This window comes from Mycobacterium sp. E183 (assembly GCF_001667735.1).
Taxonomy (GTDB): Bacteria; Actinomycetota; Actinomycetes; order Mycobacteriales; family Mycobacteriaceae; genus Mycobacterium.
On record NZ_LZJN01000185.1, the window covers coordinates 18,178 to 33,186 of the forward strand.

The 15,009-nt window shown below is 69.1% G+C and carries 15 protein-coding genes; 3 read left to right on the top strand and 12 right to left on the bottom strand.

The annotated features are described in order from the left end of the window. Positions 1-2 precede the first annotated feature (2 nt). From A5691_RS21985 to glyA, 5 genes are all read right to left on the bottom strand, one after another. The gene (locus tag A5691_RS21985) at positions 3-1,442 is read right to left on the bottom strand and encodes an adenylate/guanylate cyclase domain-containing protein (protein WP_231980995.1); all 1,440 of its coding nucleotides are present in this window, start codon (positions 1,440-1,442) and stop codon (positions 3-5) included. A gap of 100 nt (positions 1,443-1,542) precedes the next feature. Continuing rightward, positions 1,543-2,418 carry a polysaccharide deacetylase family protein gene (locus A5691_RS21990; RefSeq protein WP_068016829.1) on the bottom strand — a complete coding sequence of 292 codons (876 nt, stop codon included), beginning with the start codon at positions 2,416-2,418 and terminating at the stop codon, positions 1,543-1,545. Between the two features lie 41 nt (positions 2,419-2,459). Next, positions 2,460-3,761, bottom strand: coding sequence for a PhoH family protein (locus A5691_RS21995; protein ID WP_067759180.1), 1,302 nt, complete (start codon positions 3,759-3,761; stop codon positions 2,460-2,462). A 219-nt stretch (positions 3,762-3,980) separates the two neighbouring features. Then, positions 3,981-4,808: an acyl-ACP desaturase gene (locus A5691_RS22000; protein WP_067779880.1), complete on the bottom strand. Its 828-nt coding sequence runs from the start codon at positions 4,806-4,808 to the stop codon at positions 3,981-3,983. 85 nt (positions 4,809-4,893) lie between these two features. Next, positions 4,894-6,174, bottom strand: a complete 1,281-nt coding sequence (gene glyA, locus A5691_RS22005; RefSeq protein WP_067759186.1) for a serine hydroxymethyltransferase — start codon at positions 6,172-6,174, stop codon at positions 4,894-4,896. 113 nt (positions 6,175-6,287) lie between these two features. On the opposite strand from glyA, the gene coaA reads away from it, so the two are divergent. Next, positions 6,288-7,226, top strand: coding sequence for a type I pantothenate kinase (coaA, locus tag A5691_RS22010; protein ID WP_067759188.1), 939 nt, complete (start codon positions 6,288-6,290; stop codon positions 7,224-7,226). A 3-nt stretch (positions 7,227-7,229) separates the two neighbouring features. On the opposite strand, the gene A5691_RS22015 is transcribed toward coaA, so the two are convergent. The 3 genes from A5691_RS22015 to A5691_RS22025 form a co-directional block, all read right to left on the bottom strand. Then, positions 7,230-7,655, bottom strand: coding sequence for a hypothetical protein (locus A5691_RS22015; RefSeq protein ID WP_067759191.1), 426 nt, complete (start codon positions 7,653-7,655; stop codon positions 7,230-7,232). Positions 7,656-7,991: 336 nt separating this feature from the next. After that, on the bottom strand, positions 7,992-9,362 hold the full coding sequence (locus A5691_RS22020; RefSeq protein ID WP_067889215.1) for a hypothetical protein: 1,371 nt from the start codon (positions 9,360-9,362) through the stop codon (positions 7,992-7,994). 44 nt (positions 9,363-9,406) lie between these two features. After that, entirely contained in the window at positions 9,407-10,195 is a 789-nt protein-coding gene (locus A5691_RS22025) for a (2Z,6E)-farnesyl diphosphate synthase (protein ID WP_068016835.1), read from the bottom strand. Positions 10,196-10,351: 156 nt separating this feature from the next. On the opposite strand from A5691_RS22025, the gene A5691_RS22030 reads away from it, so the two are divergent. Further along, positions 10,352-11,119, top strand: coding sequence for a hemolysin III family protein (locus A5691_RS22030; protein ID WP_067759198.1), 768 nt, complete (start codon positions 10,352-10,354; stop codon positions 11,117-11,119). Positions 11,120-11,124: 5 nt separating this feature from the next. On the opposite strand, the gene A5691_RS22035 is transcribed toward A5691_RS22030, so the two are convergent. Genes A5691_RS22035 through mca form a run of 4 tightly spaced genes read right to left on the bottom strand, consistent with a single transcriptional unit; the run spans position 11,125 to position 14,675 of the window. Next, positions 11,125-11,496: a nuclear transport factor 2 family protein gene (locus A5691_RS22035; RefSeq protein WP_067759205.1), complete on the bottom strand. Its 372-nt coding sequence runs from the start codon at positions 11,494-11,496 to the stop codon at positions 11,125-11,127. An 11-nt stretch (positions 11,497-11,507) separates the two neighbouring features. Continuing rightward, positions 11,508-13,520 carry a thioredoxin domain-containing protein gene (locus A5691_RS22040; RefSeq protein WP_067889212.1) on the bottom strand — a complete coding sequence of 671 codons (2,013 nt, stop codon included), beginning with the start codon at positions 13,518-13,520 and terminating at the stop codon, positions 11,508-11,510. Beyond that, a complete protein-coding gene (locus tag A5691_RS22045) occupies positions 13,507-13,806 on the bottom strand; it encodes a hypothetical protein (RefSeq protein WP_067889209.1) in 300 nt (99 codons plus the stop codon). Before A5691_RS22045 ends, A5691_RS22040 begins: the two co-directional genes overlap by 14 nt. Beyond that, on the bottom strand, positions 13,803-14,675 hold the full coding sequence (gene mca, locus A5691_RS22050) for a mycothiol conjugate amidase Mca (RefSeq protein ID WP_067779898.1): 873 nt from the start codon (positions 14,673-14,675) through the stop codon (positions 13,803-13,805). The genes A5691_RS22045 and mca overlap by 4 nt, the downstream gene beginning before the upstream one ends. 115 nt (positions 14,676-14,790) lie before the next feature. On the opposite strand from mca, the gene A5691_RS22055 reads away from it, so the two are divergent. Then, a partial coding sequence (locus A5691_RS22055; protein WP_156734812.1) for a DUF4307 domain-containing protein occupies positions 14,791-15,009 on the top strand: 219 nt, incomplete at its 3' end.

A 15,009-nucleotide genomic window follows, 5' to 3' on the forward strand; every position in this document is an offset into this window, starting at 1 on the left:
CCCTACCTCGTCGGCGCCGAGACCTGGGTAGCTTCCGAGCGTCCCCGCAGGACGGTGGAATAGCACTCGGCCCAATGCGTTTGCTCGGCCTCGCCGGCCCGCTCGATTGCTCCCGCCGCACACAGAATCCGCCGGTCGGCGGTCTTGGCCAGATCGGCCAACCGCGCGGCCTCGTTGACCGCGTCGCCGATCACCGTGTACTCGTAACGGTTCTCCGCGCCGATGTTGCCGGCGAAGACCCGGCCCGCCGAGACGCCGATGCCGAAATCGACGGGCAGGCGCCGCAATTGGGTACCCAGGGCGCGGGCGGTCGCCAGTGCGGCGGACGCAGGCTCGCTGGTGGCCAACGGCACTCCGAAGACGGCCAGCGCGGCATCCCCCGCGAATTTGTTGATCAGCCCGTGGTGTTCGTCGACGGCGTCGACGACGATGCGGAAGAAATCGTTGAGGATTTCGGCAACCTCTTGGGGCGGAAGGTTTTCCGCCAGCTGCGTCGATCCCACCAGGTCGATGTAGAGAACCGCCGCCTCGACCACGTCTCCCGACAGCGAGGCGCCCTCGTCGATGGCGCGCTGGGCGACGTCGGCCCCGACGTGGCGCCCGAACAGGTCTCGCAACCGGTCTCGCTCCGCCAGCCCGGCCACCATGCGGTTGAAACCCGTTTGCAGTCGCCCGATCTGGGAGCGTTCGTAGGCCCCGACGTAGGTTTCCATGTGGCCGTGCTCGACCTCCGCCATCGCGTCGACGACCTCGCCGAGCGGATCCGAGATGGATCGTGACGTCAGGATCATGGTCGGCAGTCCCAGCACCAGCGCCGCCAGCGCGACCACCAGGATCGGTATATCCAGCGACGTCGACTTCTCGATCAGCCAGCCGTACGAACGGAGCACGACCAGCGTCGCGATCACCCCGATCGGGAAGGCGCTGCACAGGAACCACAGCAGCACCAGCCGCGCATACACGCCCGGCACGGTCATCCGCGGTTCGCAGCCGAGCGTGGCGGCGCGCATGATCGGCCGCAGGACGCGCTGCGCCAGCAGCATCGCCGTGCCGGCGGCCGCGGGTCCGCCCAGCAGCGCGCCCAGGGCGATGGGCAACAACAGCTGCGCCCCGCCGCGAAGATTGAGCAACATGAAGATGGTGCCGGTGACGGCCCAGGCCCCGAACAGGATCGTTGATTGGCGACCTGGCAGCTTCAGTGCCGCTTCCCGCTGCTCCTGGGTGGGCTCGGCCCCGGCGACAAACCAGCGCAGCGTCGGGGTCGCGCTCACGATGCCCGCCGCCGCGACGCCGGCGACGCCGAGCGTGACGAGCACCAACACCGCCGCCGTGTTGTTCTTCGCGAAGTCCGCATTCTCGCCGATGGAGGTGTGGCCCCGCAACGGGATCAAGATGGCGGCCGCCTCGATGACGGCCAGAAAGTAGGACAGGGAAAGATCCAACCCGTATTGAATGGCTAACCGACGGAGGGACTTTCGCTGCAATGCCGTGTGGGGGCCGGCGTTCCGAAGCCAGGCGGCCGTACGCGTCCCAACGCTTGTGCTAGGCACCGTTGTTGGGTCCGCCCGAGTTCTGGCCCGGGATGTCGGTGATCGGGAAATTGGGCATCGGCTTGGGCGACGGCGTGTTCGGCAGGGTGGGGATGTCGCTCGCCGGGATGTCGTGCAACTCGTTGGCGGGCGGCCCGTTCTCGCGGCTGCCGTAGCTGCTACCGGGCGTCCGCGGGCCGAGCAGTTCGCTGACCGTCACCATCCGGTAGCCGTTGGCCTTGAGCACCGGAAGGAATTGATAGACCAGATCGACAGTGCTCGAGTAGGTGTTGTGGAACAACACCACCGAACCCGGCTTGATGTACGTCATCAGCATGTAGCGCGTCGCGGCCGTATTCGAGTCGTTGGCCCAATCGAACGGGATGACATCCCAGAGGATTTCGGCGAGGCCGAACTTCGCCGCGGTCTGCCGCACCGCGTCGCTGGACAAGCCGCCCGCGGGGCGATACAACGTCGGCGTGCGCCCCGTCGCGGCGGTGATCGCGTCGTTGGCCTTGGCGAACTGGGGGGCGATGTCTTCCGGCGGGATGGTCGCCATGTTGGGGTGCTCCCACGTGTGGCTGCCGATCTCCATCCCCGCATCGGCGATCCGCTTGGCGCCCGCCGGGTTGGCGGCGACCTTGTTGCCGATCAGGAAGAAGGTCGCCTTCGCGTCGTTGTCCTTCAGGATTTGCAGCAGCCGCTCGTCGAAGGGCCCGGGCCCGTCGTCGAACGTCAGCGCGACGCACTTGACCACCGAGCAGCTCAGGTTGTCGGCGCGGGTCACATGGCCGGTCAGCCCGCCGATGACCAGCACGGCGACAGCCGCGACGACACCGACCACCATGCGCCCATAGCGCCAGGCCTGGTTGTCGGGTCGTTTCGGCACCGTCGAAGTTTATCGAACGCGTGGCCAGGCGAAATGCGCCGTCACTGCGGGCCGGCGATCTCCTCGAGCATCTCGGTGACCAGCGCGGCGATCGGCGACCGCTCGCTGCGCAGCAGCGTGATGTGGGCGAACAGCGGGTGCCCCTTGAGCTTCTCGATCACCGCGGCGACCCCGTCGTGCCGGCCGACCCGCAGGTTGTCTCGCTGGGCGATGTCGTGCGTCAGCACCACCCGCGAACCGGCGCCCAGCCTGGACAGCACCGTCAGCAGGACGTTGCGCTCCAGCGACTGCGCCTCGTCGACGATCACGAACGAGTCGTGCAGTGAGCGGCCCCGGATGTGGGTCAGCGGCAGCACCTCGAGCATGCCCCGGGAGAGCACCTCCTCCAGCACCGCCGGGCTGGCCAGCCCCTCGAGCGTGTCGAAGACCGCCTGCGCCCAGGGGCCCATCTTCTCGCTCTCGCTGCCCGGCAGATAGCCCAGCTCCTGGCCGCCGACGGCGTAGAGCGGGCGGAAGACCACCACCTTGCGCTGGGTCCGCCGTTCCAGCACCGCCTCCAGGCCGGCGCACAGCGCCAGCGCCGACTTGCCGGTGCCCGCCTTGCCGCCCAGCGACACGATGCCGACGGACTCGTCGAGCAGCAGGTCGAGCGCCACGCGCTGCTCGGCGGACCGGCCGCGCAGGCCGAACGCCTCGCGGTCGCCGCGCACCAACTGGACGCGCTTGTCCGCGTTCACCCGGCCCAGCGCGTGCGAGCTCCCGCCGAGAAGCCGAATGCCGGTGTGGCAGGGCAGGTCTCGCGCCTCGGCCAGGTCTATCTCACCCTCGGCGAACAGCGCGTCGATGTCCTCGGTCGCGGTCTCGATCTCGCGCATCCCCGACCATCCGGAGGCCACCACATCCTGCGCGTGATACTCGTCGGCGGCCAGGCCGACCGCGGCGGCCTTGACGCGAAGGGGAATGTCCTTGCTCACCAACGTGACTCGCCTGCCCTCGGCGGCGAGGTTGGCGGCGCAACTCAAGATCCGGCAGTCGTTGTTGTCGCTTCGGAACCCGGCGGGCAGCACCGCGGGATCGGTGTGGTTGAGCTCGACGTGCAGCGTACCGCCTTGCGCCCCAACGGGAATGGGCTGATCAAGCCGTCCGTGCACGAGCCGGAGATCGTCGAACAAACGTAACGCCTGACGGGCGAACCACCCCAACTCGTGGTGATGCCGTTTGGCCTCCAGTTCGCTGATCACCACCAGCGGGACCACCACCTCGTGCTCGGCGAACCGGCTACACGCCCAGGGGTCGGACAGCAGCACGGAGGTGTCGATCACGTAGGTCCGGATTTCGGTCACGTAGCGCTCCTCGAGCGGGGTAAGCCCGCGCGGACCCGCACAGGCATGTCGGCGGGAACTGCGGCACCAGGACCGGGGCCGGTCCTTCCGTTGTGATGACGGGAGGTGCCGCCCTGGCAGCTGAGCATGACGCTGACCATCGAGAACGACGCTACTCTCGTCGCCGCTTTGCAGCAGCGCAGGCGCGCCGAGGTCTAAGCGCTCACGCGCGAGAATCGGCTAGCTGATGACGAACTGCTTGAGGGCGGGCTCGTCGGCGACACCCCATGCGGTGATGCGATCCGAGATCGCCTGCCGCAGCTGCTGTTGGTCGAAGATGCCCGCATCGGCGACATTACGCAGCTTGTCCCGATAGGAGTCGATGTCCGCGCCGGGCACCTGCAGGTCGGCGGCGCGGGCCGCGATGGCGGCAATCGTCTCGTCGCGGGTGTACTGCAGGCAGTGCTCGACGAGGTTGGAGAAGAACAGTTCGTGCCGACGCTCGTCGCGTGCGATGCGGTCGATGAGCCCGGCCAGGATGGGCTCTTCGAGCTTCGCGGCCAGGTTCTCGCAGAAGACGGCGTAGGTGCGCTCGGAGAAAGCCATGTGCACCAGGGTCTCGACCTGCGTGTAGGTGTCCGCGCGGTAGCCCTTCATGACGTACTCGACCCGGGCCTCCTCGTTGGCGGTCGGGTCGACCTCACGGGTGACCACCAGGTATTCGCGCAGCGCGATGGCGTGCAGGTGCTCCTCGGCGGTCCACCGGCCCAGCCAGCGACCCCACCAGTCTTCGAGGATGAAGTGCTCGACGAGTTCGCGGTGGTGTCCGGCCAGGTTGTCCTTGAGCAGCAGCAGGATCTCGCAGGCGTCCGTGTACTCGCGGGGAAGCGTCGCGTCGGACGGCTGCCAGTCCCGTCCACCGAGGAAGGCGAAGTTTTCGCCGCGGTCGAACGGCACGTAGTCGTGGGCGAACCAGATTTCCTCGGTGTTGAGGTGGCGGTCCATGTTGGCCTCGCACACCGGCTCGAGTTCCAGGGTCAGCGCGTTAGCTACAGGTTTCTGTGCCATGCGGTTACTGTAACTCGCATACACAGGTTCGTGAAATCGCCCGGCCCGTGTCGTGACAACTGGTGACTTTGGTCCCTGATCCGCCTCAGCGGTCGACCAGCGTCCACTCCTCGAGGCCGTCGTACAGCGGAAAGTCACGGGCGAGGCGGGTCACCCGCTGGCGCAGGGCCGTCAGGTCGGCCGCGGTGCCCGCCGCCAGCGCCGTGGCGATGACGTCGGCGACCTCGGTGAACTCCGCATCCCCGAAGCCGCGGGTCGCCAGCGCGGGCGTCCCCACCCGCAGGCCCGAGGTCACCATCGGCGGCCGGGGGTCGTTGGGAACCGCGTTGCGGTTGACCGTGATGCCGATCTCGTGCAGCAGGTCCTCGGCGGCCTTGCCGTCGAGCGGGGAGTTGCGCAGGTCGACCAGCACGAGGTGGACGTCGGTGCCGCCGCTGACCACCGACACGCCGGCCTTGGTGACGTCGGGGGCCGTCAGCCGGTCCGCGATGATGCGGGCGCCCGACAGGGTGCGCTGCTGGCGGTCGGCGAACTCGGGGGTGCCGGCGATCTTGAGCGCGACGGCCTTGCCCGCGATGACGTGCATCAGCGGTCCGCCCTGCTGGCCGGGGAAGACCGCGGAGTTGATGGACTTCGCGTATTCCTGCTTACCGAGGATCAGGCCGGAACGTGGGCCGCCGAGCGTCTTGTGCACCGTCGTGGACACCACGTCCGCGTGCGGCACCGGCGAGGGGTGCAGTCCGACGGCGACCAGGCCGGCGAAGTGCGCCATGTCCACCCACAGCTTGGCGCCGACCTCGTCGGCGATCGAGCGAAACGCCGCGAAGTCCAGGATCCGCGGGTAGGCGGACCATCCGGCGATGATGACCGCGGGGCGGAACTCGAGCGCCTTGGCCCGCACCGCGTCCATGTCGACCAGGTGAGTCGTGGGATCCACACCGTAGAAGCCGGTTTCGTAGAGCTTGCCGGAGAAGTTCAGCTTCATCCCGTGTGTCAGGTGACCACCGTTGGCCAGGTCGAGGCCCAGCAAGCGGTCCCCCGGGGTCATCAGCGCGTGCAGGACGGCGGCGTTGGCCTGCGCGCCCGAATGCGGCTGCACGTTGGCGAAGTCGGCCCCGAACAGCGCCTTGGCCCGGTCGCGGGCGATGTTCTCCACGACGTCGACGTACTCGCAGCCGCCGTAGTACCGCCGGCCGGGCAGCCCCTCGGCGTATTTGTTCGTGAGCACGCTGCCCTGGGCCTGCAGCACCGAGCGCGGCACGAAGTTCTCCGAGGCGATCATCTCCAGCGTGTCGCGCTGGCGGCCCAGCTCCTTGCCGAGCAGCTCGGCGATGTCGGGGTCGACCTCGGCGAGCGGGGAGGACATCACAGAGGTCGAGGGCCGGGCGTCGGGTGCAGCAGTCACGGCGCCAGTCTATCCAGCGACGGTTTAGCCAGCCCAGCCGTCGGGCGCGCGTCCGCCCCTGCAACACTTGCACCATGCCGCGGCTTAGCGAGCCGAGCCCCTATGTGGAGTTCGACCGAAAGCAATGGCGCGCGCTTCGCATGTCGACGCCGCTGGCCCTCACCGAAGAGGAATTGGTTGGCCTGCGCGGTCTCGGCGAGCAGCTTGACCTCCTCGAAGTGGAAGAGGTCTACCTGCCGCTGGCCCGGCTCATTCACCTTCAGGTCGCCGCCCGCCAGCGGTTGTTTGCCGCCACCGCGGAGTTCCTCGGTGAGCCGCAGCAAAATCCGGACCGGCCGGTGCCGTTCGTGATCGGCGTGGCCGGCAGTGTCGCGGTGGGCAAATCCACCACCGCCCGCGTGCTGCAGGCCCTGCTCGCCCGCTGGGATCACCACCCGAGGGTCGACCTGGTGACCACCGACGGCTTCCTGTACCCGAACGCCGAACTCGGCCGGCGAAACCTGATGCACCGCAAAGGTTTTCCGGAGAGCTACAACCGCAGGGCGCTGATGCGGTTCGTGACGTCGGTCAAGTCCGGCTCGGACTACGCGTGCGCGCCGGTCTACTCGCACCTGAAATACGACATCATTCCCGGGGCCAAGCACGTGGTCCGCCATCCCGACATCTTGATCCTGGAGGGCCTCAACGTGCTGCAGACCGGGCCGACCTTGATGGTGTCGGACCTGTTCGACTTCTCGCTGTACGTGGACGCCCGGATCGAGGACATCGAGCAGTGGTACGTGTCGCGGTTCCTGTCGTTGCGGGGCACCGCCTTCGCCGACCCCGAATCGCACTTCCACCACTACTCCGCGCTCAACGACACCAAGGCCGTCGCCGCGGCGCGCGAGATCTGGCGATCCATCAACCGTCCGAACCTGGTCGAGAACATCCTGCCCACGCGGCCCCGGGCCACCCTGGTGCTGCGCAAGGACGCCGACCATTCCATCAACCGGCTCCGGTTGCGCAAGCTCTAGCGGTCACGCCGTTTCGAGGCGGCGCACCCCCAGGTACTGCAGCCCGGCGAACGCCGCGGTGTACACGCCGACGGCCAGCGTGGCAGCGATCCCGGTGGCGGACAGCGGAAACACGCCCGCGGCCACGATCGCTGCCAGCGTGAACACGACGTTGGCCACGATGACGCCGATGCCGACGCGGCGCAGGTTCGGCGCCGCCGCAACGAGGAACACGGCCAAGCCGCTGAACACGAACAGGGCGCCGAGGCTGTACTCCTGCAACGACGTCAGGCCCGTCAGCGATGAAAGTGGGTCGGCGAGAAAGGCGATGGCCAAACCGCACAGTCCGGTGAGGGTGGCGTCGGCGCGCATGGCGAAACGCAACAGCGAGTCGGTCGCGTCGTAGAGGGGTCGGGTCGCCAGACCGGGTGCGCCAGATGCATACATCATGTGATTACTCCTCGCGATGGCGATTGGGGGTCGAACATCAGCGTGCCGCCGGCCCACTGCCATATCGACTCGTGGCACTGCCAACTACTGCCACGCATACACAGACCAGCGAGTTCACTCGGCTATTCCCGTTTGCGGTCCCGAATCCCGATTGTTATTCGACAGACGCCAGCCTGGCGCTCAGCAGCCCCAGCAGTCACACATTTTCGGGGACACGCGGTGTACCCGCCTCAGCGCGACAGTCGCGCCTCCGGCGGGTGCCGACCGCGGTGTCGCTGCGAGCCGGGCACGACGCCGCCGCCGGTGACTGAAGTCACGGACGCCGGGGTCGAGCGGCTAGTCGCTGGTCACGGGGACCCGGGCCCGCAGGTCCGCGGCGATCAACCGGGCGGCGGCGTTCTGCCAGTTGTGCAGCGAGCGTTGCGGCACGTCGGTCACCAACCACTGCCAGGCCTGCCGGGCGATCGGATCCAGTCCCGCGGCGGTGGCGTTCTGCGCGTAGGCGCGCACCCCGACGACGTAGGGGAAGTACAGCGAGTTGTAGTGCCGCCACTGCTCGGTGGTCCCGAAGTCGCCGGCGTCGCGCGGTTTGAGCCGCCCGATCGCCTCGGCGAGAACCGCCTTGAGCTCGTTGGCCCGCTCCAGCGGATGGTCGGGTGCGCCCCGCTCGGCGAGCCGCTCGTCGATGACGGGCAGCGCGGTCAACGGGCTGGCGACCAGTTTGCTCAGGTCGGCGTAGTGCGTCAGGGCCCGGCGGGTGAGCCTGGCGAACGTGGCGTCGTCGACGTGGTTGAGCGGATCCACCGACCGCAGCGGCAGCGCCGCGCCGGTGTTGCGAAGCGCCGCCCGATCCTCGCGCAGCGCAGGCGATTTCGAGAACGCCAGCCGGTCGAGAACCCCGGCCAGCGGATCCGCGAGCACCTGCACGGCGATCGCGACGGCCAGGCTGGTGAACAGCAGGACGGTGAGCGCGGTCTGCGCGGCGCGGTCGTCGCGCGTCAGCGCCAGGCCGATCAGCGCCTGGGCGCCGAACAGCACCGCCACCGCCACCGAGCCGGCGAACGAGCGGAGCATGTCGGCGCGCAACGCCTGGCCCTCGTCGAACGCGTCCCACAGGGCCACGGCGATCCCGAGCGAGAGGACGTCGAGACTCGTCGATGCGAGCGCAACCCAGCTGGGCACCAGGCCCAGCGGAATGATCAGGATGGCGTTGCCCAGCGCGAAGAACAGGGTCGCGACGACGGCGAGCCCGACGGCCGACCGCGGCCGGCGGGGCTGCCGCAACGCGACCGCCATCGCGCCGAAGGTGGACACCGAGATCACCGCGAACATCACCCAGTGGCCCGTGCGCAGCGGCCCGTCGACACTGCCGGCCAGCATTGCCCCGACCAGCGTGAGCGCCGCGACCCCGGCGACCAGCAGCACCTCTCGGGTGCGCGCCCTCGAACCGTCGCTGGGCCGGCACAGCTCGACGAGCACCGCGAACCACGCCACACCGGGGATCGCCACCAGGTAGATCTCGACGCGGGCGAGCAGGTGCGCGTACGCCGGGCTGACGGTCCGCACGCCGTCCAGCCCCACCACGAACGCGAAGCCGCACAGCCCGATCGCCGCCAACACCAGAACCGGCTTACGTGGATCGCGAGCCAGCAGGTACAACCCGAGCCAGCCGCTCAGCGTGAACACCACCGCCGACAGCGCAGCCATGAACCTAGTTTGTCACGGAGTCGAACGACCGCTGAGCCCCTCGGCTACTTGCCGTACCGGCGGTGCCGCTGGCTGTAGTCGCGCAGCGCACGCAGGAAATCGACCCGGCGGAATGCGGGCCAGTGCGCCTCCGTGAACCACATCTCCGAATACGCGCTCTGCCACAGCAGGAACCCGGAGAGGCGTTGTTCCCCCGACGTGCGGATGACCAGGTCGGGATCGGGTTGCCCGGAGGTGTACAGGTTTTCGGAGATGCCGTCGACGGTCACCGCGTCGATGAGCTCCTCGGCGGACGCACCGTTGGCGAGCTCCTTGCTCAGCAGCGCCCGCACCGCGTCGACGATCTCGCGACGGCCGCCGTAACCCACCGCGACGTTGACGTGGAACGGCGCCACGACGGGCGTCGACTCCACCGCGCCGCGCAGCCGCCGAGCCGGTTCCTCGCCGAGCAACTCCAGATCGCCGACGGTGCGCACGCTCCAGCGGTTGGCCGGCGCGCAGATCTCCTCGACGACATCGGTGATGATCTCGATCAGACCGGCCAGTTCCTCGGGATCGCGCTGCAGGTTCTCCGTGGACAGCAGGTAGACCGTGGTCATCTCGATGCCGGCCTCCTGGCACCAGCGCAGCATCTCGGCGATCTTCGCGGCGCCCATGCGGTAGCCGTAGCTGACGTCGGCGTAGCCGGCGTCGCGGGCCCACCGCCGGTTGCCGTCGCACAGGACCGCGATGTGGCGGGGCAGGTCGGATTTGGACGACGCCAGACCCTGCCGCAGCCGCAGCTCGTAGACGCGATACAGCGGCTTTTTGAGACGCGGCGGGATAATTTCCACGGAGACTCAGCCTACTGTGAGCTACACCAAATTCCCCCCTGCTGATCCGGCGATCTCACCGCGATGCGAACACCCCTCCGCGGCGGTTGCCGATTACTGTGGCGGGTAAGCAGCCACTGGCAGTTTCCCGACCTGCACGACGAGGCCCCAGGAGATATGAGTAGCCAGACGAGCACACCCGCCACCCCAGAGCGCGGAGCCGAGGCGATCACGCCGGGCAATACGGTCGAACAGCTTGTCGAAGGCGCGGCCAGCGTCCTCACCAAGCCCCGCATGCGCGGCTGGATCCACTTCGTCTCCGCCTGGCTGGCGATCATCACCGGCGCAACCCTGGTCTCGGTGTCGTGGGCCGCGTCCTCGCCGCGCGCAGGGCACTCGACGCTGGTCTACGCGGCGGCAACGGTGGCGATGTTCGCCGTCAGCGCCACCTACCACCGGGTGCAGTGGAAGTCGGCGGCCGCCCGCAACCTGATGAAGCGGCTCGACCACTCGATGATCTTCGTGTTCATCGCCGGCAGCTACACACCGTTCGCCCGCCTGGCCATGCCGCAGCAAACCGGGATGGAGGTGCTGTGGATCGTCTGGGGCGGCGCGGTGGCGGGCATCCTGCTCAAGGTGTGCTGGCCGTCGGCGCCGCGCTGGCTGGGCGTGCCGCTGTACATCGTGCTGGGCTGGGTGGCCGTGTGGTACTGCCCGACCATCCTGCACAAGGCCGGGGTGGCTGCGATGGTGCTGCTGGCCGTCGGCGGCGTGTTCTACAGCGTCGGCGGCATCTTCTACGCGCTGCGCTGGCCCGACCCGTGGCCCAGCACGTTCGGCTACCACGAGTTCTTCCACGCTTTCACCGCCGTAGCGGCGATCCTGCACTACATCGCCATGTGGTTCGCGGTGTTCTACGTCGGCAACCAGGCGTGGCTGCACTGAGCCGGCTAGGAGTGGGTGACGTCGGCCGCTGACCAGTAGGCCTTCATGTGGGCGACCTTGCCGTCCTCGTCGAACGCCATCACGTCGATCGGCTCGATCACCATGCGGTGCTCCCCGGCGGTGATCGTGAGGCGGAAATGGAAGGCCGCCTCGTTGCCGGCCACCCGCAGCGTCACCAACTCGCACTCGCGCTGGACGTCGTTGACCGCGGAGTAGAAGCCGTGGATCGCCTGGCGCCCGATGTGCACCTCGCCGCCGACGGGATCCTCGACCGTGGCGTCATCGGCGTAGAGCTCGACCAGTTCGTCGGCGCCGCCCTTGGCGACCAGTTCGATGTAGCGGTTGACCGTGTCGGTGATCTGTTCGGCGCTCGGCATGAAACGTCACGCTACCGTGGCGCCGCCAGCGCCTCCGCGAGGTCTTCGGCGGTGGTGACCGGCAGGTCGCACACGCGGCCGCGGCACACGTAGGCGGCGTCGGCGGCGGCCACCCGGTCGCGGCCGGCCAGCAGCGCCGACGAGTCCTTTTCGCCGCCCACGACGATCGCCCCGCCGGGCGCCAACCGTCGCGCCTCGGCCAGCAGCGGCGACCGCGACGGATCGCAGGCGACGGCGATCTGCAGCGGACCCCGGATGGCGGCTTCGGCGACCGCCAGCCAGTGGCCCGCCGAGCGCGGCGCGCGCTCGAGCAACAGCGAATGCGCGCCGAGCGCCTCGCCCGCCGCACGCAGGTACCGCTCCGCGCGCTCCCCCTCAACCAGGTGCGCCGCGGTCAGCAGCGCCTCGGTGATCGAGGACGCGCCGGACGGGGTCGCGCCGTCCAGCGGGTCGGCGGGCCGCACCATCAGCCGCTCGGCGTCGTCGGCGGTGTCGAACCAGCGACCCGGTTGCTCCGGGTCGGCGAAGTGCCGCAGCGCGGTGTCGAGCAGCTCGGTCGCGGCGGTCAGCCACCCGGCGTCGGCGTCCAGCTGATGGAGCGCGAGCAGGCCGGTGGCCAGCGTCGCGTGATCCTCGAGGATGGCGGCGCTGTCGCCGACCACGCCGCCGAGGCTGGCCCGCCGCAGCCGCCCGTCGACGAGGTGCGAGCCCAGCAGCGCGGTCGCGCAGTTCCGCGCGGCGCAGGCGAGGTCGGGGTCGTCCAACGCGACGGCGGCTTCGGCCAGCGCGGTGATCGCCAGGCCGTTCCAGGACGTGACGACCTTGTCGTCACGCCCGGGTTGGGGTCGGGCCAGGCGGGCGGTCAGCAGGGCGGCCCGCACCCGCTCCAGCCGTTGCGGGTCGTCAGGATCGGCGGGGGCTTGCAGCACCGAGGTTCCGTGTTCGAAGGTGCCGGTTGCGTTGACCGCGAAAAACGTTGCGGCCCAAGGGCTATCGTCGGGGCCGAGCGCCTCGGTCAGCTGCTCGGGCGTCCACACGTACGTCGAGCCCTCGCGGCCGTCGGCGTCGGCGTCCAGCGACGACGTGAACACGGCGCCGTCGGCCAGGTCGTCGAGCAGAAACCGCGCCGTCTGGGCGGCGACCCGGCGCGCCAACGGGTCCCCGGTGCGCCGGGCCCAGTGCGCGTAGGCGCGCAGCAGCAACGCGTTGTCGTACAGCATCTTCTCGAAATGCGGTACCACCCAAGCGTTGTCGACGCTGTAGCGGGCGAAGCCGCCGGCGAGCTGGTCGTAGATGCCGCCGCGGGCCATCGCGGTACAGGTGCGCGCGACCGCATCCAGCGCCGCCTGGGATCCGGTGCGTTCGTAGTTGCGCAGCAGCGCCTCGAGAATCGCCGACGGCGGGAATTTGGGTGCGCCGCCGAAGCCGCCGCGTGCGGTGTCCTGGTCGTGGAGCACCGCGGCCACCGCGTGGTCACACAGCGCGGGCGCGACGTCCGGGCCGCCGGAGGGCAGGCCCGCCGACATCGCACGCAGCTCGCCGGCGATGGCGTCGGACGCCTCCTCCACCTCGCCGCGGCGCTGGCGCCAGGTGGCGGATACGGCCGAAAGAAGTTGCAGAAAGCCATCTTTCGGGTAGTAAGTGCCGCAGAAGAACGGCCGGCCGTCCGGCGTCAGGAAACACGTCATCGGCCAACCCCCGTGCCCGGTCAGCGCGACGGTGGCGTTCATGTAGACGGCGTCGAGATCCGGGCGCTCCTCCCGATCGACTTTGATGCAGACGAATCCGGAGTTCATGGCGGCGGCCACCTCGTCGTCCTCGAACGATTCGTGGGCCATGACGTGACACCAGTGGCAGGCCGCGTAGCCGATGGAAAGCAGGATCGGCACGTCGCGCTCGGCCGCGGCCGCCAGGGCCTGCGGGGTCCACTGCTGCCAGTGCACCGGGTTGTCGGCGTGCTGGCGCAAATATGGGCTGGTGGCCAGCCCGAGGGTGTTGGTCGTAGCGGCGTCAGCCCGGCTCATCGCCCGGTCCCGGGGGCCGCTGCGATCCCTTGGCCTGGTCCGGCGGCTGTCCGTCGGCGCCGTCGACCCCTTCGGTCCTCTCGTCGGCGGCCTGGTCGAGCTCGGGGTCAAACGACTTGGGCACCTTCTTGAGCTGCCGGTTCATCGACCGCAGCAGCAACAGCGTGGCGATCAGCAGCAACACGACGATCAGCAGCCCGATCGGGCTGGCCTTGCCGAAATCGGGCCCGGTGTGCTGCGGCGCGCCGTCCGCCAGCGCGCTCGCCATCAGAAGAACGTGGTTCACCCGTCACTCTCGATTCCGGCGAACAGGTCGTCCTCGGGCAGCCGGACGGGGACGCGCGAGCGCGCGAGCTCGAATTCCTCCGTCGGCCACAGCCGCTGCTGCCATTCGATGGGCGCGGCGAAGAAGTCGTGCTCGGGGTCGATCTGGGTGGTGTGGGCCCGCAGCGCGTCATCACGCTGGCTGAAGTACTTCGAGCACTCGACGCGCGTCGTCACCCGGGACTCGAAGGGGTCGTGCGCGGCGTCCCAATGCTCGAGCCACTTCTTGAACGGGGGTTCCTGGCCGTGCTTGACGGCTTCGTCGTGCAGCAACTGCATCCGGGCCCGCAGGAACCCGTGGATGTAGTAGAGCTTGGACACCGTCCACGGCTCGCCCGCATCGGGAAAACGCCGATAGTCGCCGGCCGCCTCGAAGGCGCCGACCGAAACCTGGTGGCAGCGAATGTGATCGGGGTGCGGGTAGCCGCCGTTCTCGTCGTAGGTGGTGATCACGTGCGGGCGGAACTCGCGAACGACGCGGACCAACGCCTCGACCGACTCCTCCAGCGGCACCAGCGCGAAGCATCCTTCCGGCAGCGGGGGCGGCGGGTCCCCCTGCGGCAAGCCGGAGTCGACGAAGCCGAGCCAGGTGTGCTCGACACCGAGGATCTCGGCGGCCTTCGCCATCTCGTCACGGCGGATCTCGGCGATGTGGCCGTGCACCTCGGGCAGGTCCATCGCCGGGTTGAGAATGTCGCCGCGTTCACCACCGGTCAGCGTCACCACCAGCACCCGGTGCCCCTCGTCGGCGTACCGGGCGAGGGTGGCGGCGCCCTTGCTGGACTCGTCGTCGGGGTGGGCGTGCACCGCCATCAACCGCAGCTCGCTCACGTGCCCCCTTGTCGGTCAACTGGTCGCCGGTTGCGAACCTATAATTCCAGTTCTTCAGATCGTTGCATGCTGCCGGCCACCGCCCGGCAGCCGACCATCCAGGCATACCCACCAGATGACCGAAACTTCCGCCTCCCGCCCGGAGAGCCGCTACGGCCGCTCCCGGGTGCCCCGGCGCTGGGTCATCGTCGGCCTCGGCGCGCTGGTGGTCGCCGCCGGCCTGGTGATCGCCGTCGTCGGCTACCAACGGCTGGGCACCAGCGCCGTGACGGGCACGCTGGCCGGCTATCGGCTGGTCGACGACCAGACCGCGTCGGTAACGATCAGCGTGACG